General features: G+C 60.7%; 24 protein-coding genes. 15 read left to right on the forward strand and 9 right to left on the reverse strand.

The features are described 5' to 3' along the window. Positions 1 to 58 precede the first annotated feature (58 nt). On the reverse strand, positions 59 to 763 hold the full coding sequence (locus tag FJ957_RS11890; RefSeq protein ID WP_140831525.1) for a YafY family protein: 705 nt from the start codon (positions 761 to 763) through the stop codon (positions 59 to 61). Between the two features lie 122 nt (positions 764 to 885). Between FJ957_RS11890 and FJ957_RS11895 the strand changes: the two genes are divergently transcribed. The 3 genes from FJ957_RS11895 to FJ957_RS11905 all read left to right on the forward strand — a co-directional run bounded on the left by FJ957_RS11895 (position 886) and on the right by FJ957_RS11905 (position 3,522). Then, complete coding sequence (locus tag FJ957_RS11895; RefSeq protein WP_140831527.1) at positions 886 to 1,290, forward strand: VOC family protein; 405 nt, start codon at positions 886 to 888, stop codon at positions 1,288 to 1,290. Between the two features lie 158 nt (positions 1,291 to 1,448). Next, positions 1,449 to 2,540 carry a KamA family radical SAM protein gene (locus tag FJ957_RS11900; RefSeq protein WP_140831529.1) on the forward strand — a complete coding sequence of 364 codons (1,092 nt, stop codon included), beginning with the start codon at positions 1,449 to 1,451 and terminating at the stop codon, positions 2,538 to 2,540. A 130-nt stretch (positions 2,541 to 2,670) separates the two neighbouring features. Then, positions 2,671 to 3,522: a BA14K family protein gene (locus tag FJ957_RS11905; RefSeq protein WP_140831531.1), complete on the forward strand. Its 852-nt coding sequence runs from the start codon at positions 2,671 to 2,673 to the stop codon at positions 3,520 to 3,522. A gap of 38 nt (positions 3,523 to 3,560) precedes the next feature. On the opposite strand, the gene FJ957_RS11910 is transcribed toward FJ957_RS11905, so the two are convergent. The 4 genes from FJ957_RS11910 to FJ957_RS11925 form a co-directional block, all read right to left on the reverse strand. Continuing rightward, positions 3,561 to 4,952, reverse strand: a complete 1,392-nt coding sequence (locus FJ957_RS11910) for an FAD-binding oxidoreductase (RefSeq protein ID WP_181180545.1) — start codon at positions 4,950 to 4,952, stop codon at positions 3,561 to 3,563. A 73-nt stretch (positions 4,953 to 5,025) separates the two neighbouring features. Then, a complete protein-coding gene (locus FJ957_RS11915; RefSeq protein ID WP_140831535.1) occupies positions 5,026 to 5,217 on the reverse strand; it encodes a hypothetical protein in 192 nt (63 codons plus the stop codon). A gap of 46 nt (positions 5,218 to 5,263) precedes the next feature. Further along, positions 5,264 to 5,476: a hypothetical protein gene (locus FJ957_RS11920; protein ID WP_140831537.1), complete on the reverse strand. Its 213-nt coding sequence runs from the start codon at positions 5,474 to 5,476 to the stop codon at positions 5,264 to 5,266. 257 nt (positions 5,477 to 5,733) lie between these two features. Beyond that, the gene (locus FJ957_RS11925) at positions 5,734 to 6,057 is read right to left on the reverse strand and encodes a hypothetical protein (RefSeq protein ID WP_140831539.1); all 324 of its coding nucleotides are present in this window, start codon (positions 6,055 to 6,057) and stop codon (positions 5,734 to 5,736) included. On the opposite strand from FJ957_RS11925, the gene FJ957_RS11930 reads away from it, so the two are divergent. The 7 genes from FJ957_RS11930 to FJ957_RS31795 all read left to right on the forward strand — a co-directional run bounded on the left by FJ957_RS11930 (position 6,058) and on the right by FJ957_RS31795 (position 8,105). Then, complete coding sequence (locus FJ957_RS11930; RefSeq protein ID WP_140831541.1) at positions 6,058 to 6,321, forward strand: hypothetical protein; 264 nt, start codon at positions 6,058 to 6,060, stop codon at positions 6,319 to 6,321. Continuing rightward, positions 6,318 to 6,623, forward strand: coding sequence for a hypothetical protein (locus FJ957_RS11935; RefSeq protein WP_140684738.1), 306 nt, complete (start codon positions 6,318 to 6,320; stop codon positions 6,621 to 6,623). Before FJ957_RS11930 ends, FJ957_RS11935 begins: the two co-directional genes overlap by 4 nt. 117 nt (positions 6,624 to 6,740) lie before the next feature. Beyond that, positions 6,741 to 6,977 (forward strand): hypothetical protein, encoded by a 237-nt coding sequence (locus FJ957_RS11940; protein WP_140831543.1) that lies wholly within the window; start codon positions 6,741 to 6,743, stop codon positions 6,975 to 6,977. Beyond that, positions 6,974 to 7,300: a hypothetical protein gene (locus FJ957_RS11945; RefSeq protein ID WP_140831544.1), complete on the forward strand. Its 327-nt coding sequence runs from the start codon at positions 6,974 to 6,976 to the stop codon at positions 7,298 to 7,300. Before FJ957_RS11940 ends, FJ957_RS11945 begins: the two co-directional genes overlap by 4 nt. Then, on the forward strand, positions 7,297 to 7,572 hold the full coding sequence (locus FJ957_RS11950) for a DUF1488 domain-containing protein (protein ID WP_140644962.1): 276 nt from the start codon (positions 7,297 to 7,299) through the stop codon (positions 7,570 to 7,572). Before FJ957_RS11945 ends, FJ957_RS11950 begins: the two co-directional genes overlap by 4 nt. 100 nt (positions 7,573 to 7,672) lie before the next feature. Beyond that, positions 7,673 to 7,855, forward strand: coding sequence for a hypothetical protein (locus FJ957_RS11955; RefSeq protein ID WP_140831546.1), 183 nt, complete (start codon positions 7,673 to 7,675; stop codon positions 7,853 to 7,855). A 100-nt stretch (positions 7,856 to 7,955) separates the two neighbouring features. Then, positions 7,956 to 8,105 carry a hypothetical protein gene (locus tag FJ957_RS31795; protein ID WP_181170404.1) on the forward strand — a complete coding sequence of 50 codons (150 nt, stop codon included), beginning with the start codon at positions 7,956 to 7,958 and terminating at the stop codon, positions 8,103 to 8,105. 199 nt (positions 8,106 to 8,304) lie between these two features. Here the strand turns inward: FJ957_RS31795 and FJ957_RS32185 are convergent, their stop codons facing one another. After that, complete coding sequence (locus FJ957_RS32185; RefSeq protein WP_246685814.1) at positions 8,305 to 8,703, reverse strand: DUF982 domain-containing protein; 399 nt, start codon at positions 8,701 to 8,703, stop codon at positions 8,305 to 8,307. A 152-nt stretch (positions 8,704 to 8,855) separates the two neighbouring features. Between FJ957_RS32185 and FJ957_RS31800 the strand changes: the two genes are divergently transcribed. Then, positions 8,856 to 9,020, forward strand: coding sequence for a hypothetical protein (locus FJ957_RS31800; RefSeq protein WP_181177518.1), 165 nt, complete (start codon positions 8,856 to 8,858; stop codon positions 9,018 to 9,020). Between the two features lie 464 nt (positions 9,021 to 9,484). On the opposite strand, the gene FJ957_RS11965 is transcribed toward FJ957_RS31800, so the two are convergent. The 3 genes from FJ957_RS11965 to mauJ form a co-directional block, all read right to left on the reverse strand. Next, on the reverse strand, positions 9,485 to 11,569 hold the full coding sequence (locus FJ957_RS11965) for a hypothetical protein (protein ID WP_140831548.1): 2,085 nt from the start codon (positions 11,567 to 11,569) through the stop codon (positions 9,485 to 9,487). Further along, the gene (locus FJ957_RS11970; RefSeq protein ID WP_140831550.1) at positions 11,566 to 12,327 is read right to left on the reverse strand and encodes a hypothetical protein; all 762 of its coding nucleotides are present in this window, start codon (positions 12,325 to 12,327) and stop codon (positions 11,566 to 11,568) included. The genes FJ957_RS11965 and FJ957_RS11970 overlap by 4 nt, the downstream gene beginning before the upstream one ends. Before the next feature lie 207 nt (positions 12,328 to 12,534). Further along, positions 12,535 to 13,956, reverse strand: coding sequence for a methylamine utilization protein MauJ (gene mauJ, locus FJ957_RS11975; protein WP_140831552.1), 1,422 nt, complete (start codon positions 13,954 to 13,956; stop codon positions 12,535 to 12,537). 359 nt (positions 13,957 to 14,315) lie between these two features. On the opposite strand from mauJ, the gene FJ957_RS11980 reads away from it, so the two are divergent. The 4 genes from FJ957_RS11980 (at position 14,316) to minE (ending at position 16,889) form a co-directional block, all read left to right on the forward strand. Beyond that, entirely contained in the window at positions 14,316 to 14,561 is a 246-nt protein-coding gene (locus FJ957_RS11980) for a hypothetical protein (RefSeq protein ID WP_140831554.1), read from the forward strand. A 233-nt stretch (positions 14,562 to 14,794) separates the two neighbouring features. After that, complete coding sequence (minC, locus tag FJ957_RS11985; RefSeq protein ID WP_140831556.1) at positions 14,795 to 15,697, forward strand: septum site-determining protein MinC; 903 nt, start codon at positions 14,795 to 14,797, stop codon at positions 15,695 to 15,697. A gap of 107 nt (positions 15,698 to 15,804) precedes the next feature. Beyond that, positions 15,805 to 16,620 carry a septum site-determining protein MinD gene (gene minD / locus FJ957_RS11990; RefSeq protein WP_140644956.1) on the forward strand — a complete coding sequence of 272 codons (816 nt, stop codon included), beginning with the start codon at positions 15,805 to 15,807 and terminating at the stop codon, positions 16,618 to 16,620. Next, a complete protein-coding gene (minE, locus tag FJ957_RS11995; RefSeq protein ID WP_140644955.1) occupies positions 16,617 to 16,889 on the forward strand; it encodes a cell division topological specificity factor MinE in 273 nt (90 codons plus the stop codon). The genes minD and minE overlap by 4 nt, the downstream gene beginning before the upstream one ends. Positions 16,890 to 17,061 lie beyond the last annotated feature (172 nt).

A 17,061-nucleotide genomic window follows, 5' to 3' on the forward strand; every position in this document is an offset into this window, starting at 1 on the left:
GCGGAGGAACGCAAGCTTTCGCCGCTCAAAGCCTTGCGATCAGCAAGTTAGTGGCCAGCTAGCCTTGCGGCAGTTGAATTCCCTGCGCTTCCATGTGCCGCTTCCAGCGGCCGCGCAGCTCAGCCGGCCGGCAGCCGATGCGCTCGTCGAGAAAAGTCGCGGCGGATATCCGGTCGGTGCGGAAATGGCGGAAATCCTGGCGCAGCTCGCACCAGGCGGCGAGCAGCCGCACCGTTTCGGCATAGCCGATCATGGTCGGCCAGACGACGCGCTCGCTCTCTTCGCCCTGTTCGCTGCGGTAGCGGATCCGGATCTTGTGGCCGTTGCGGATGGAGGCCCGCGCCCGCGAAATATCCAGCCCGTCGGGCAGGCTCGCGCGGCTGAGCGGCGCGCCGACGGTTGGATTGCTGACGAAAGGGCGCAGCCGCTCGGGCACGACGGTGGCGATTTTGGCGATCAGGTCGCGCGCCGCGCCCGCCAGCGCCGCATCGCCCTTGTCGGCCACCCATTGCGCGCCGAGCACTGCCGCCTCCAGTTCGTCCGGCGTCAGCATCAGCGGCGGCATGTCGTAATCGCGGTCGAGCACATAGCCTAGGCCGGCCTCGCCCTGGATCGGCACGCGCTGCCCGATGAGGTCGGCGATGTCGCGATAGACCGAGCGGCGCGAGATTTCGAGCTCTTCGGCGATCTGGCCGGCGGTGATCGGCCGGCTCGAGCGCCGCAGGATCTGGATGATCTGGAACAGTCTGTCGGCGCGGCGCAAGGCATATCTCCTGTTGCCACTATGGTGGCAGCAGGCCTGGTCCACAAGTCGGGGCGGGGTGCCTGAACGGGCGCGTCCAGCCGCGAGGATTTCTTCGTCGGCCAGTCCACGGAGAAGACCAGATGAATTTCGTTTCGACCCGCATCATCACCGCCGACGTCAAGCGGCTCGTCGCCTTCTACGAGACGGTCACGGGCATCAAGCTCACGCTCTACACCGAGGATTTCGCCGAGCTCGTCACCGCGGCCGGCACGCTGGCGATCGGCAGCACGCGCACGCTTCAGCTCTTCGGCGGCGACCACATGGCAAGCCCGGCATCAAATCGCACTGCGATCATCGAGTTCCGCGTCGCCGACGTCGACGAAGAGTACGGCAGGCTTTCCGAGAGCCTGGGCGGCGCGCTTGTACAGGCGCCCACCACCATGCCATGGGGCAACCGCTCGCTGCTGTTTCGCGATCCCGACGGCAATCTGGTGAATTTCTTCACCCCGGTGACGGCGGAGGCGATAGCGAAGTTTGAAAGGTGAGGGAAGGATCGCAGCGTGTCGTCATCGTCATCCTGGGGTCAAGCCCGAGGATGACGAAGCATTGGCGGTGCCGCCGAAGAGTGGCCCGCGATCACGCCGACCATTGACCCTATGATCCATACAGCCGATACCCCGCGCAAATCTGTCTCGGGACTTCAATGACCACCGACCTCAAACAATCGGCTCCCGCCGCCTGGCAGGACGATATCCGCGCCGGCGTGCGCCATGTCCGCGACCTCGCGTCCCTGCCGCTCTCGCCGGCCGAGCGCGCCGCCGCGCAGGAAGCCGCGGCCGCGCACAAGGTGCGCGTGCCAAAACCCTATCTCGACCTGATCGACTGGAACGACCCCAACGATCCGATCCGCGCCCAGGTGATACCGTCGCCCGACGAACTGGTCGCCGCCGAAGGCGAGCTCGACGATCCGATCGGCGACCATGCCTTCAGCCCGGTGCCCAGGCTGACGCACCGCCATGCCGACCGCGTGCTTCTGTTCCCCACCTATCAATGCGCGGTCTATTGCCGCTTCTGCTTCAGGAAAGAGTCGCTGACCTCGATCGGCCGCGGCTACACAAACGAGGCGCTGGAGCCGGCGCTGGCCTACATCGCCGGGCACAAGGAAATCCGCGAGGTGATCCTGACCGGCGGCGATCCGCTGTCGCTGCCGGACAAGGCGCTGGCCGAAATCCGCGCCCGCCTGGAGGCGGTCCCGCATCTGAGGCTGCTGCGTATCCACACCCGCGTGCCCGTGGCGCTGCCGTCGCGCATCACGTCCGGCCTGGTCAAGGCATTGCAAGGCCGGCTGATGGTAACGGTGGTGACCCACTTCAACCATGCGCGCGAGATCACCGATGCGGCCGAAGCCGCTTGCCGCACGATGCGGCAGGCTGGCTTCGTGCTGCTCAACCAGAGCGTTCTCCTGAAAGGCGTCAACGACAAAGTCGAGGTGCTGGAGGAGCTCTGCCGCGAACTGATGTACCGGCTGGGCGTAAAACCCTATTACCTGCACCACGGCGACCTCGCGCGCGGCATGGCGCACCGCCGCACCACGATTGCCGAAGGCCAGGCGCTGGTCGCCGAACTGCGCCTGCGCCTCTCCGGCATCTGCAACCCGACCTATGTCATCGACCTGCCGGACGGCGGCGGCAAGGTGGCGCTGGCGGCGAGCCATATCGAGGGCCGCGACGGCGATACCTGGCGGATCACAGGCCAGGACGGCAAGGTGCGGGAGTATAAGGAAGTGGTTGTCTAGACTGCCCCGATCTGCGTTGCCGGCGTCCGGCGACTGCGCGCGTGCCCGCCCGACTTTGGCCCCCATTGCGCAGCACAAGGAACTCCATCCCGCGCCCTGCATTCTATGAGCGGGGCTGAAGGAGCGATGCGTGAAGGCTTTGTTGGGAATTGCCGGCGGCTTTGTGCTGACCCTGGCCGTGTTCGCCAGCGGGCTTGCCTTCGCCACCTGGCTGCTCGCCGCCAAGCCGGTGCGGCAGGCAACGCCCGCGATCGGCGTTTCCGAGCTCTGGACGAAGGACGCCCAGCCGGTCGATCGGCAGGAACAGAACCTTCAACGCATTCCCGCCCGACAGGTGGTGGCTGCGCCCGCCAAGGCTGGCGAGCCGGCCAAGGCGGACAGCGGAACGCAGACGACGGCGCTTGGCGGGGCCACGGCGCCTGCCGCGGCGCCGCCACTGCAACCATTGCCCGACGTCTCTGGCCCGGGCCAACCCGCGCCCGATGCCGACGTGGCCCAACAGCCGGCGACGGTCGATCGGCAGGCGCAGCAGCAATTGCCCGTCGCCCATCTGCAATGGTGCGCCACCCGCTATCGCAGCTACCGCCCGGCGGAAAACAGCTACCGCTCCTACAGCGGCGAGCTGCGCCCCTGCGTCTCACCCTATTACGATCCTGGCGACGACCGCACCGCCTCGACGGGCGCAGGCCAGAATGAGCAGACAGCAGCGAGCGCTCGTCAGAACGCCATGCCTGACGACCGGACGAGCGACGACCAGGCCGAGATGGAAGGCTACGCCCCGTCGGCCGACGGCTACGCCACCACCTATGGCGGCCCGCCGGAAGAGATTTCGCCCGAGGCAGAGGCCGCCCGGGAACAGGCATCGGGTCGCCCAGTATCGGGCGACCACATAGACTATTGCTTCAGCCGCTACCGCTCCTACGATCCGCAGGACAACTCCTACCAGCCCTTCGACGGCGGTCCGCGCCGCCAGTGCGAGTAGGGGAAGAGTCGCACTCCGAAAGGCTAGGGCCGCCAACCTCACCCTACGACCTTCCCCGGATTCATCACGTTACCCGGATCGATCATCTCCTTGATCGCCTTCGCCAATTCCCGCTTCACCGGATCCGCGTGCCGCTCATAGGCGTCGCGCTTCTCCAGCCCGACCCCGTGCTCGGCCGAGAACGAGCCGCCGGCCTCGTGCAGACCCTCGTAAAGCACGTCCTCGATCGCCGCGTGCCGGTCATGCGAGACCGACCCGTCGCAATTGATCGAGATGTGCAGATTGCCGTCGGCGAGATGGCCGTAGACGTATGGTGCGTAAGAGGCGTCGAGCGTCTTCAGCCCCGCCTCGATGCGCGCCACATACTGATCCAGCGCGCCGCTCGGCACGGACACATCGAAGGAGGGCGCCATGGGATGCGCGCGCTCGATCTGCTCCGTCTCCTCGCGCAGCCGCCATATCGCGGCGGCTTGCGCCTCGGAGCTCGCCACCAGCCCGTCGATGATGCCGGCCTCTTCCCAGACCGCCGCCAATCCGTCCTCAAGCACTTGTCGCGCCGCCTCGATGCTGTCGGCGCCGAGCCCGAGCACCAGAAGGCAGGGCGCGTCGAGCGGCAGGCTGCCTGGCGCATAGTTCAGCGCCCGCTGCATGAGCGAAGCGAAATTGCGCCACAGGATCTCGGCGCCGGTGAGCCGGGCGCTGGTCGAGCCCAGAAAATGCCGCACGATGCGCTGCGCGCTGGCGGCATCCGGCACGCCGACGAGCGCGGTGGCGCTGGCGCCGGCAACCGGATCGAGCCGCACCGCCACGCGGGTGACGATGCCCAGCGTGCCCTCCGCGCCGATGAAGAGATGTTTCAAATCATAGCCGGCGCTGGTCTTGAGCACCCGGGTGAGATCGCAAAACACCCGCCCGTCCGGCAGCACGGCTTCCAGGCCGAGCACGCGGTGGCGCATCGTGCCATTGCGAAACGCCATGACGCCGCCGGCATTGGTGGAAACCATGCCGCCGATCGTGGCGCTGCCGCGCGCGGCAAGGTCGATGCCCGGATCCAGCCCATGCCGGGCTGCCGCCTCCCGCAGCGCGCCGAGCGTCACGCCCGCCTGCACGATCGCCACGCCCGCGAACGGGTCGATCTCCTCGATCCGGTTCAGCCCGCCAAGGTCGCAGATTACCTGCCCCTCGGACGTCGTCGCCCCGCCCGCCAGCCCCGTGCGCCCGCCCTGCGGGACAAGGCTGATGCCGTGCTTCGCGCAGAATTTCATCAGCGCCGCGACACCCTCGACATCGCGCGGCCGCACCAGCGCCGAGGCGTCGAAATTGCGGGCATCGAAGCCAGGATCGTGCGACGCGAGCTCGGCGGCGCCCCAGATGGTCGAGGTGGCGCAGGGGATGCGAAGGGAGGTGATGAGGGCGTTGTCGTCGCTCACGCTGGCTGGCTCCATCCAGGAATTCTTACCCTATAGATGCAGCGAAGCATGGGAGTCACCCGCCTTGGCGGGATCAGGGTGTCCTGCGAGCGTCTTCCCGCCGTTTGACGTCCTGGGTGTTCAGTTCGACAACCAGCTTTTCGGCGCGGCGAGTCCTGATGCCGACCATGATCTTCTGCTCGACCTCGGCAGGTTGGCCGGTGAAGATGTCGAAGACGGTCCAGCTGTTTGGTCGGTCCATTCGAAGCGCGTAACGGTTTGCCATGCTCACATTCCTTTTCGTTTGCGCCTCATGCGACGAGCCGGCCTTGTCAGGCCTTCACCATGACAAATACCGACACCGCCAAGGCGACGATCCAAAGCATCACATACAGCTTCAAGGCGAGCGATCCGTGTGAAGCGAGAGTCGCCAGCGCACGTGTCGCCGCATGCTCCAGGCGCTTGGACCTGACTGGCTCCGCCACGCCGGCGGCCGGCGCCTTGGCGCCGAATTTGCCGAAGGCCGGAGGCGTCGGTTCAGGCATGGAGACGACCTCGAATATCAAGGTGCTGGCGGGTGCCGGGAGCGGCGCGCCGGATAACGCGGCTGTTTGGGCGAGCGGATTTCAAGGGTGCTTCTTCCTGTGTCGGCAAGGGCGAGGATGCCTGTCTTTATAGACGGCCTGGCGGGCGATAGATAGGAATGCCGAAATCAACAGCTGGATTCCGTAAAAATATCGGGTGGAATAATTACGAGGCTCGGAAAATAGCAGGGCGAATGAGAACAATTTCTGTTTGTTTTTCAGTCTCCAAGCGACGCTTTTTTATTTAACCAAGAAAAATAAAGAGCGTCCGCCATCTTGTTCGCAGCGTAATTGGGGTGCATACATAAAATTCGTTGATTTGGTCGAGGTGGCTTTCGTCGCAGTGAAGCCTCGCCATCCGCCTCTGAATTTTCGATAGCGAATGCACTGCGCCGCTCCCGGCGCGGCAACTCGCTTCGTTTGAACCCTGAAATGATGCCGGCGTTGACCACGGATGTACTGGCAGCATCGGACATCGTTTCGGCGGTTCGGCTGGAATTGAAGCGGAAGGCGCATGCGCGCGTTTCCGCAGGAAGCCGCAAGTGACCACTCGCACCACGCCGACCGTCGTTCGCTTCAATGCGGCGTTTATGCTGCCGGGCTTCGATGCGCCGCAGCCGCCCGACGACTACCCCGTCGATCTCGACGAGGAATCCCTCGAAGGGGCTTCGCGCAGCGCATGGCGCCGCGTGGCCGCCTTCATTCATCTGCCGGCGATCTCCGCAAAAGGGTCCACGCGGCAAATGGTACCGATCGAACCGGCCACGCTCGAGGCCGCCCTCGTCGAGGACCGGAGACAATCATGACAACCCTCTTGCAACGCAACGCGCGCCCCATCCAGCACGGGGCTCCCCCTCGTCTTTTTGACATCGGACAAGCGGTCCGGCTGAAGGGCGGTGTTGGCACCGGTCCGAAGACTGACGAAATCTATCGTGTCACCGGCACACTGCCGCCAAAGGGAAGCTCCCCACAATACCGCATCCGCAGCGACGGCGAACCGCATGAGCGCGTGGTGACCGAGGACAGTTTGGAGCGCGTCGAGACGCCGGCATCGGACAATGGCATTGCCCTCATCGAAAGGACGTTCGGACATGGCCAGGGCACATAAGCGTTCCAACCGCGAGGGCAGGAAGCCGAAGCAGGAAAGTCTGTTTGGCAACCAGGTCGAGTGCCCCGTCATCAATGCCCAGGCGAAGGCCAAGGACTGATGGCGCGGCGGACCCCGATGAAGGTCGTGATCGAATTTTATCGCACGCGTGTCGCCGACGACGCGCGTGCCGTCATCGGCCGCGAGACGGCGCTGGCGGCCGATCTCGATAACGCCATTGCGATCGCGCGGCTCTTGGCGGGGACGCTGAATATGCCGCAATGGCCGGACGCCGTCACGATCTCCGAAGCCGATGGCGCAGCCCTCTATTCGGAGATCATTGCCGCGCAGGGAGGCGGGGAAGGACGGGTATGAACAGAACCATCTCCAACGACGAAATCGAGCGGATTCAAAATGCCGTATTCGGCGGCTCGCGATATAACGGCGGCATCTTGGGCCATGACTTCAGCGACCTCCAATATGGTCGCCGCGTCGAATTTGATCATTCCTGGACCGTCTACCACGTCTTCACGGGAATTCCCGCCTATGTCGACGGCGTTCCGATGGTCGGTCTTACCCATGCGTTTGCGACGAGAAAAATGTTGGATCTCAATCGTCGCAATGCCGAGGGCCGAAAGGAATGGAATGGGATCCGGTTGGCTCTTGAGCATACCGAAATGCGGGCAGATCAGACATGACGCTTGCCTTTCCAAATCCCAGCCGAAGTTTCGACGAGACGCGGAACGCCGTATGCTTCATTGGGCATGACGGTATGTTCCAGGTCCGCTTTTTCGTCGAAGTAGAGGCATTAGGCACATTTGGCGACCATCCTGGCGGCAGAGAAACTGCCGAGAACGCGTACCTTTCGGCATTCGACGCGTTGCGCAGTTCCATCCAAGACGCCGCAAGCAAAGCTTATGCGCGCGAGCGGCGGAACTCCTACACCTTGACCTCCACCGGTTTCCGATAGGCGGGGAGGCGATATCGAAAGAACGAGCATGCAGGCAAGCGATGCGGCGGCTGGCAGTCCTCACCCCCTGGCTGTCGTCTTACGTGAAAGGACAACGCCGATGCGTTCGATGAAAACCCCCGAGGCGCCGCCGGTCGCGATCAAGCCGGTCGTGAGGCACTCGGATGTCATGTCAGTGCGGCTGACGATCAGGAAGGACGAGGCAGCACGGCGCAAACTCGCGGACACCGACGGGACAATCAGGCGGGCGCGCGAGATCGCAGACCGCAATCGCCTGATTTGATATTCCGCCACCTTTCGTTTGGCCCTTCTATCCTATGACCGGTTGCGACCCCGGGCGTACCCAAATCCAAGCCGTACAATGATCCAGCGGGAGAAATGCCATGGCGATGAAGCCCAACTATCGATACGAGCGCAGCAAGCGCGATCAGGCGAAAGCGGCAAAGAAAGAGGCGAAGCTCGCTGCCAAAGAGGTGAAAGGCAAGGTAGTGGAGCAGGAAAACGAGCGGGAGCGGAATACTGACAACGGATGAGGCCGCGTCAGGCCAGCCTTGGGACTGCGATGACAAAGCGAGAGTCCGACCACTTCGAAATCGATGTCGAATGCCCTCGGTGCCACCACCAGGCCAAAACACGCGTCGGCTGGATTCGCACTCACACCCAGATGGAGTGCGAAAATTGCGGCGACATCATCGATATTGAAAGCAGGAATTTCAGGTCGCGCGAGGAGTCTTAGGAGGTCACCAGAATAGCGGCCTCGCGGGCGGCGACTATGAACGCCTTTCGCGCGAATGAGGCCGGACGGCGCCCACTATTCGTATCCGCGCAGGCCTGAATGGCCGCTCGATGCTTTTCGCTGCGTTTGCCGCGCCATCTTCTGAGCAGGAAGTCCAGGCAGGCGGCCGCGTCGCCGATTGTCTCCTGCCCCCCGGCCGGATCAGCGATGATCGTTACCGGCTGGTCGAATTTTTCATTTGCCATCACTGCGCTTAGGCCGGGGCGCGCAACATAGCAACCACTGTTTGTTGTGGGACTGTCGGAGGGAATGGGAGATAGGGTCGAGTGGTACGACGTCAGGCAGTTGGTGCGGAACCAGTTGCAGGCAAAGCTCCGTTCGCGTGATGCAGCCAAGGACAGTCTCCTGGACAGCCCGACCCACTTAGCAAGAGGTCAAGCCGGACTGTCCTCGCCGCACCAGCGAGATCGTACTCTGCGCCTTTGTTTCCTGTCTGGCCAGTGGAACCGTTACAAATGAGAGCCATTGAATACCAAGGGGATACCTTATGGCGAACGATAACGGCCAGCCTACATTTGACGACATCGTCAAAAGGCTGATGCATCAGACGGGCATCACCGAAGCTCAGGCGCTCGAACTCATCCGTTTTGTCGGTTTGAATTGGCCGTCCCTCGTTAGAGAGGCGAAGGCGCTTAAAGTCGGGAAATCGTAGCCGTGTCCGTCGCCGGCCGGCACAATTCGCTTCCCTAATTACTGCTCGCCCAGATCGAGCACCCGACCTTCTGCCCGCTCGCCGCATCCCGCACGGTCTTCGCAAACACCCGCCGCGGGCCAGTCCTGCCGGATGCGACATCCTTGCTCGCGAGATAGGTCGGGTCGCCGACTTCCCAGTGGTAGCGGGTGTTGGCCGGGGCGCGTTTCCAGGTGAATTTCGAGCGGTAGGCCACCTTGCCAGGCGTGTGTCGGCGAACCGGCAGTCGATGGTCGCCGGCATCATGCCTTTCGCCGCCATGGCATCGACGGTCTTGTTGGCGTCGGCAGGCAGAACGGAGGGGGACGAGTGGGATGAGATTCCGGGGGGAAGTAGTCAAGATATCGCACCAGTGAAGAGTTCGTGTCGCGACTGGGCGAGCGAAAGCACGATTGTTCCAATAGACTGCAATACCAAGTCGCTGGTCAAGATACATCGTCACCGAAGACATGAACGCCGCGAGCACCAAGAGCTATCGAGAACGGCGGGATGAGATCATGTCCTGGCTGATGAAATGGGTTCGACAGTCCAGCCAATAGACGAACCGAAGCGCGCGTCTCCCCCCGAGTTTGGCGAACACGACTCCACATTAGCTGTATTTCATTCCCGAGACTTGGACCGTCAATCGCTTCTCCAATCACGCCGGCTTCCTGAAGAGTTACATGCCCATGTCGGAAGGCACAATTGATAAGCATGGCCATGAAGTGCGAACGGGCGCGGTTCATTTGGCCACTTGTCAAACGACGCAATTGTGCAGCCAGAATCGACCAAACTCCACCGGTCGCTTCCGAGCCACATATATCACGCATATTTACGACAAGCTCCCCGTGCCGATAAAGGCGAGCTAAAATATTTGGAGTATTTCCATCCTCTGTAAAAGAAAATGTGTTGATAGATTGAAGATCGCTTCGCATAAGTTCGGAGGGATCCCAGGAAGGTTTTCCATCCACCGGTTCTGAACGTGCTCGTAACAGATATTGTTTGCTTGAATCTTCCGCTTCTAGGTTTAACTCATATTCGTCGTTCCCATCCTTGGGGCGCCATCCGCGCCGGGAAAGCACGCCTCTGACTGCTCTGACGTGTGCTGTCCAATCTTCTCGGTCCCTAGGCTTCGCTGCGAGCAAGATAGCTGCGTGCGCTCTCGCGTGTTTCATTGCCGAGTCGACACGAGGGTCTCTTAGATGGTGTGAATTTGGAAATAATAGATCGTGTACCGTGCCGTTATCTTCGTCGTTACGCGGTTCGCCGAGGCTCGCCAAAGTATATGCACTCGCAGCAGAAAGACCCACGGCAAACGCCCGATCGTAGAGAGTTGCCCATGCGTCGGTTGAAGGAGTGGTCCCAGTACCAGTTGTTCGAAAGAAGAGAAATTTTTCTCCTGTTTCGAGTCTTCTGCTGTAGCCGTTGATCGCCAAGGTCGCTGCGATTACCTGCCGAACGATTCTGCTCGTCGTCGAATCCGGTACCCTAGTCCCCATAAAGCCACCCATAGGAACGCAAACTCGAGGCGACTCTGCTGACCTATCGAACAAACTGTCATAGGTGGCTACCTTGAAACGGCTCTGCGGGATTAGCTGGATGCTCGTTGCCTTTGATCTGAGCGCATCTTCAATTTCTTGAATGGTGCGGAGGCTTTCACCACGGAAGACCACAAACGCAGGGACATCACGCGAAAGGGCTGCAGCTTTGAAATCTTCTATCTCATCGGGGCGATAAGCATCAATGCGCCATAAAGAACGATCTGCAAGATAGGGTTGCGCTCCGATATCTGAGCGATCGGAGAGCCAAACAACAGCCTCGGCCGTCGGACTCTCGCGTTTGGGATCACGCTGGACAATGCGGATATCCCATCTCCCCGATCCTGACTGATAGAGGGAACTTAGGTCCTCTAACACTTGGCGCGTTACATTCGCGATCTGATGGATAGATTCGTTGCTAAGGCCTGGCGCAATCCCCCGAAGTCGGACACGATCATCATCGACGGTGGCAACTAACCGCTTTACGGCCACTGTGTATTGCGGGCTAATACGGGAAAGTGCGCGCCGCAAATCCGTCGTAAGAATGGATAAATCCATCCATGTCCTAGCGGCCTTCGTATCAAGCTTACTTAAGCTTCTGAGCGCCTTTCTAGCCAAGGACAGGCGGCGCTTAGGCATATCCAGAAATTCAGCAATTTCAATCGAGAGAAACGGACGATCAGCCAATGCTGGATCGTTAATTCGCTTCATTAGATCGTCCCGAAATTCCGTGTTGCGGCCAGCAATAATGTCCCCTTTGGAAAAGGAGAATGCCCATATCGCATCCTCACCTTCCTTGACTACTTTTCGGTCGATGTAAACTAAGTTCGAGTCGATGTTATCGACTGCTTCGAAATCAATAATCTTACCGCTGCTAGATAAGCGTTGGACGAGCAATGCGTTCGACGGGCGTCGGTCAAACACCGGAACTAAAAAGCCTAAATCCATTCCAACCGTATCGGCATAGCCAATTAGATTAACCTGAGACGTCATGCGAAGCTCCCCTTGCGTTCAAGAAAGCTATCGACTCTTTCGTAGATCGTATTTGCGAAGCCCAATGGTTCAAACCGACCATATGTCTTGTAGGGGATCGGAACCGCACCAGGGCAACGTGCAAGCGCTTGCAACACGTCGGAATCATCGAGCATCGCTGAGGGGGCTACGATGGCCTGCAGTGCATCTGCTAGGGGGATCGCCGTCGAGAATTGCAACTCAATTGCGCCGCAGCGGTCATCAATGTTTCGAATAGCAGGATCGTTGATCAAGCGAGCTAACGCGCGTGCCGTGCGCCGCGAAGGTGGAAGGTCCGATTCTCGTACAGTAGGCGCTTGATCGTAGTAATTTCTATTCGTTTGATAGAATGCTTTCACAAGCCGCAGAGGAAGGCTTGGGTCTCCATTCAGTTCGAAATCGGATCGCTTGAGGTTGGGGCCAATCAGCGCTTCATAGCGCGCAAAACCACCACTATCGAACGGAACAACCCGTACCGCCGAATCAATTAGGGTCGGGTCAAGCACGAGACAAATAGGCGCAAGGTCCAGAATACCACTGGCGCCCACACCGGCGGCGGGTTTGTAAGCTGGTCGGCCATAGAAAAGATAGAGGAGGTCTGTTTTGTAAACTGGGCACCGGGTCGGTTTCAGATTCCCATGGTCTAGTAGGTTAAGGCCGCTGCCGACCGTAGTGCAATGAACCAAACTAAGCCGGCGCGATATTGGCGCTGTTGCCAGTAGGAATTCAGTCAATGTCAAAGCTGCTCCCCCAACGCATCACTGCATAACCACTCGCTTATGAGCGTGGTTATGCTGTCGCCTATATAAGCTTAGGAATCAGCGTCGGGGAACAACTATGATAGCAGCGAAGCGCGTCCTTCACCAATTATCTACAAAGAACGTCATACCAATTCGGATTAAAGCGGTTGGTGTATAAATTGGCAAAAACAGATCAGAAAAGATATATCAATCCTCATGGGAGTGAAATTTAGATAGACCGTACTCAGTATTTATAAAGTAACGGGCAAGTTCGCGAATAACTTCAGCAGCTGAATAGAGGCGTCGAATCTCCGGAGATGCATCAGCATCGGACGGAAATGAGTCCGATGTGTGGGCAATTGCCACGCGGCAATTGTCAAAAACATACTTTTCGACCTCTTTTCCATCGCGGTCGGCGTTGAAACGCTCAAGTATTTTTTTATCTAGTGAAATCGAGACTTTATCAAAAACATCCCTGATCCAAGCCTTTGTCGGATTTGGTTCGCCCGGCTTTGATCGAACTCGCCTTTCAAATACCTTGAAGAAGCTCAATACTTCGAACGTAACTAGTCCCGCCTGCTGGGCATTGAGCCCCTCTCTGTAGTATGCCAGGCGTTGAAGCAATTCTGAATCTTTGGGAATAGATCGATTGAAAAGCCAATGGAGTGTCGTGGAAAACGCACTCTCGGACCGTGGGACAGGGACCGGTACCGGATTCCCCAACCAGCCATCCTTTAGCACCGCATGGCTATCGTCGCACCAGCTTAGCAAGCTCAGGAAACGGCTGATAAGGGTCCTGGCGTCTTCAGATGAAAGGTGCTCGTTGTTCAGATCGATACTGATCGAATGTGAGGTTTCTTTCGTTCGAGGAAACATCACAAAATTATAGCCTGCGAACTGTACCCGAGTTGGCTCTTTCGGCCAGGTAACTTGCGTATCGACGCCGAGATTCAGGAATCGCGAATTAGCCTTTGCGCCCAAGCGCCGGTGGAATTTATCTTTTTCCTCTTCCGTCTCATACTCACGCCAATCGGCCTTCAGCGGCAGATCGAGATGCCGCGAAATAGTTACATCTTTACGGAGTTTGCTAAAGAAGTCACGCCCTAGTACCAGTTGACGAGCGGACGGAGAGGCAATCCTATCGTGATCGTAGGCCAGTTCCGCCCCCTCACGAAGGGAAGCGACCGCCATGTGAGAAACGTACGAAACCGTCCTTCGTTTCGTGCTCTCCTCGATGATAGCCTTCGCATAATATTCATCGCCGCTTTGTTTATGTGCGGTTATGAATGAGAATGCGACAACAGCATTGCAAGCTTCATCGCTCGCCAGAACCGCCGCAATGGAATCTAACAGGGTTGTAGTGCCCTGGATTGAAGCTGGTGGCCCACCAACAGCGCATAGCGAGCCAAGAACGAGCGACACATGCCCCGCCCAACTAGGCTGGGTCGGTACAAATCCCAACACGGCGCTCGCAATCTGTTGATTAGATAGTCGGACGCCAGCATTTTGGCGCCCGCGTGGCAACAGGCCATAGCCGCGCATTGCCTCGAAGCGTTTGATGGTATCTTCAAACTCTCTCGGCTCAGCTAGTTGACGGTGTAGAAGGTCGGAAAGGTGGCGGGCGTACATGCGTATATTCGATATCGCGCGCGCACGGTCGGCGCCAGACTCTCTTGTCACATTTGAGCGTCGGCTGGCTCCTCATGTTGCGGGCACCAATCAGAACAACTCGTCGACAAATTTGCACTACTTGATGGCAGTGATGGCTCGACCAGCGCACCCGTTTCCCTGCCTCAACTGGTTCAGATCGAGCACCCCACCTTCTGCCCCGTGGCCGGGTCCCGCACGTCTTCGCGAACGTCCGGCGCAGCCCAACCCTGCTGGATGCGACATCCTTGCTCGCGAGATAGGTCGGGTCGCCGACTTCCCAGTGGTAGCGGGTGTTGGCCGGGGCGCGTTTCCAGGTGAATTTCGAGCGGTAGGCCACCTTGCCAGGCGTGGTGTCGGCGAACCGGCAGTCGGTAGTCGCCGGCATCATGCCCTTGGCGCTCATCGCGCTGACCACCTTGTCGGCGTCGTCGGTCGTCAGCCATTGGTCTATGCTGCTCGTCCGGTATGCGTCCGTGCCAGTCGGCTGGTGCTGCAAGCAGCATCAGCGCCGCCATGGCAGCACCCGTCTTGCCTGCTCGCGTGCTGCTTTCCCGATCGGCGCCCATGCCCGTCTCGCTTCCTGAAAGTGGAAGGTCTCGGGCAAGAGGATGGTCCGCGCACATCGCTTCGTACATCAGGCGCTTCACATGCTTGGCCGATCGGGCTCAGCTCATTGGCGGCTCCACGGCCGGCGCTGTGACCGCGCTGCCACAGAACTTAGCCGCGTCAGCTGTTAACGCCTCCGATCCCCAAAATTAACCTTTTGTTAACCATTGCCCCGGCACCCTTTAACCATTGAGTAAGGATTCGCTTGGACGTGACCTTCGCCGCCCCTTTGCACAACAAATCGATCCGCTTTCGCGCCCGTTCCTTCGTCGCTTTCACGCTGACGCCGGAGGCGCCGATCGCCGACTGGCTGGAGGGATTGGATCACTGGATCGCCAACTCGCCGGGCTATTTCAACGGGCGCCCGGTGGTGCTGGATTTGAACGCCCTGCAGCCTGGGCCGGAGGAGATCGTCGCCCTCGTCGGCGTGCTCGGCTCGCGCGGCATCCGCGTCTACGCCATCGAACTGGACGGCGCCGAACTCGGGCCTGATTTGCCGCCTCTGCTCGCCGGCGCCAAGGAGGCGACCGCCGAGGGACTGCTCGGCCGGGCAGCCCGCAAGGCGCGAGCGGAAGAACTCGAAATGACCGCCGCAGGGGAGCGGGTGCAGGCTATCCAGATGACCCAGTTGGCCACGGAGGTGGCGCAGGCGGAAGTTTCTCCTATCGAGATGTCCGGCGATGAACCGGTCGACCCCGAGCTGGCGAGGCTGGAAGCAGTCAGGATCGAGCCGGCCCAGGCAGAAGCGGAAAAGCCCGGGCAGGGCGCTGTTCCGGCGCCTTCGGCCGGCACTTTGATGATCAAGGCGCCGATCCGCTCCGGGCAGTCGGTCTTCCATCCGCATGGCGACGTGATCGTGCTGGGCTCGGTCGCGTCCGGCTCGGAAATTGTCGCCGGCGGCTCGATCCACGTCTATGGCACCTTGCGCGGCCGCGCGATCGCGGGTTCCGAAGGCAATATTTCGGCGCGCATCTTCTGCCGCAAGAACGAGGCCGAGCTGCTCGCCGTCGACGGCTGGTACACCACGGCCGAGGAGATGGAGGGCGTCTCGCGCGGCAAGGCCGTGCAGGCCTTCCTCGACAACGATGCGCTGTGCGTGGTGCCGCTCGGCTGAGTTTTCAGGCCGCAAGCTTCAGACCGGTTTCGCGTGCCAAAGTTATTAACGAGTCCGCCGTGCCGCGCACGGCCAGAGAATAAAAACCGCCAATGGAGGCTGGATATATGGGCAAGGTAGTCGTGGTCACATCGGGCAAGGGGGGCGTCGGCAAGACGACCTCGACGGCCGCGCTCGGCGCTGCCGTGGCCAAGACCGGCAAGAAGGTGGCGCTGGTCGATTTCGACGTCGGCCTGAGGAACCTCGACCTCATCATGGGTGCCGAGCGCCGCGTGGTGTTCGACCTCGTCAACGTCATTCAGGGCTCGGCGAAGCTGTCGCAGGCGCTGATCCGCGACAAGCGGCTGGAGACGCTCTATCTGCTGCCCGCCTCGCAGACGCGTGACAAGGACGCGCTGACCGAAGAGGGCGTGGCCGAAGTCATCGCCCGGCTGCGTTCTGTGTTCGACTACGTCTTCTGCGACAGCCCTGCCGGCATCGAGCGCGGCGCCCAGCTCGCCATGCGCTTCGCCGACGAGGCGGTCATCGTCACCAACCCGGAAGTGTCGTCGGTGCGCGACTCCGACCGCATCATCGGCCTGCTCGACGCCCGCACCATGAAGGCCGAGCAGGGCGAACTGGTGCAAAAGCACGTGCTGGTCACGCGCTACGACGCGGCGCGCGCTTCGCGCGGCGAGATGTTGTCGATCGACGACGTGCTGGAGATCCTCTCCACGCCGCTGCTCGGCATCATCCCGGAAAGCCAGGATGTGCTGCGGGCCTCCAATCTCGGCTCGCCCGTCACGCTCTCGGAACCGCTCAATGGTGCCGCAAAGGCTTATCTCGAAGCGGCAAGACGCCTGGAAGGCGAGGACCTGCCGGTGGTCGTCCCCTTCGAACGCAAGGGCTTCCTCGACCGGCTTCTCGGAAGGAGGGCCGCATGAGCATCCTCGATCTCTTCAAGCGGCGCACCAGCGCGCCGGTAGCGCGCGAGCGGCTGCAGCTGCTGCTCGCCTATGAGCGCCAGAGCCGCGGCCAGCCGGATCTCGTCTCCATCCTGCGCGAGGAGATCATGGCGGTCATCGCAAGGCATGTGCAGATCGACCAGGACTACCTCCAGGTCTCGATGGATCGCGGCGCCACCATGTCGACGCTGGAGATCGACATCCAGATCCCCAACAAGAGCGCCGCGCCGCTCGCCATGGCGGGGTGAGTTGATGGGGTAGGCCGATCCGCGCAGCGGATCGGGGAGGGGGCGTGCCCTGACGCTTGTCATCCTCGGGCTTGACCCGAGGATCCATTCCGTGACCTTGCCACGGAGTTCGGCCGTGGAGAATTCTACAATCATTGCAACGCTTTAGCGTAACGGCATGGATCCTCGAGTC

The sequence above is a fragment of the Mesorhizobium sp. B2-4-6 genome (genome assembly GCF_006442775.1).
Taxonomy (GTDB): Bacteria; Pseudomonadota; Alphaproteobacteria; order Rhizobiales; family Rhizobiaceae; genus Mesorhizobium.

Excerpts from the sequence above, each read along its gene's own strand:
- FJ957_RS11935 (WP_140684738.1), top strand. The coding sequence starts at position 6,318 with ATGACAACCCTCTTGCAACGCAACGCGCGCCCCATCCAGCACGGGGCT.
- FJ957_RS11965 (WP_140831548.1), bottom strand. The coding sequence starts at position 11,569 with ATGACGTCTCAGGTTAATCTAATTGGCTATGCCGATACGGTTGGAATG.
- mauJ (WP_140831552.1), bottom strand. The coding sequence starts at position 13,956 with ATGTACGCCCGCCACCTTTCCGACCTTCTACACCGTCAACTAGCTGAG.
- FJ957_RS11900 (WP_140831529.1), top strand. The coding sequence starts at position 1,449 with ATGACCACCGACCTCAAACAATCGGCTCCCGCCGCCTGGCAGGACGAT.
- FJ957_RS11940 (WP_140831543.1), top strand. The coding sequence starts at position 6,741 with ATGAAGGTCGTGATCGAATTTTATCGCACGCGTGTCGCCGACGACGCG.
- FJ957_RS11955 (WP_140831546.1), top strand. The coding sequence starts at position 7,673 with ATGCGTTCGATGAAAACCCCCGAGGCGCCGCCGGTCGCGATCAAGCCG.
- FJ957_RS11895 (WP_140831527.1), top strand. The coding sequence starts at position 886 with ATGAATTTCGTTTCGACCCGCATCATCACCGCCGACGTCAAGCGGCTC.
- minD (WP_140644956.1), top strand. The coding sequence starts at position 15,805 with ATGGGCAAGGTAGTCGTGGTCACATCGGGCAAGGGGGGCGTCGGCAAG.
- FJ957_RS11950 (WP_140644962.1), top strand. The coding sequence starts at position 7,297 with ATGACGCTTGCCTTTCCAAATCCCAGCCGAAGTTTCGACGAGACGCGG.
- FJ957_RS11920 (WP_140831537.1), bottom strand. The coding sequence starts at position 5,476 with ATGCCTGAACCGACGCCTCCGGCCTTCGGCAAATTCGGCGCCAAGGCG.
- FJ957_RS31800 (WP_181177518.1), top strand. The coding sequence starts at position 8,856 with ATGGCGAACGATAACGGCCAGCCTACATTTGACGACATCGTCAAAAGG.
- FJ957_RS31795 (WP_181170404.1), top strand. The coding sequence starts at position 7,956 with ATGGCGATGAAGCCCAACTATCGATACGAGCGCAGCAAGCGCGATCAG.
- FJ957_RS11915 (WP_140831535.1), bottom strand. The coding sequence starts at position 5,217 with ATGGCAAACCGTTACGCGCTTCGAATGGACCGACCAAACAGCTGGACC.
- FJ957_RS11945 (WP_140831544.1), top strand. The coding sequence starts at position 6,974 with ATGAACAGAACCATCTCCAACGACGAAATCGAGCGGATTCAAAATGCC.
- minE (WP_140644955.1), top strand. The coding sequence starts at position 16,617 with ATGAGCATCCTCGATCTCTTCAAGCGGCGCACCAGCGCGCCGGTAGCG.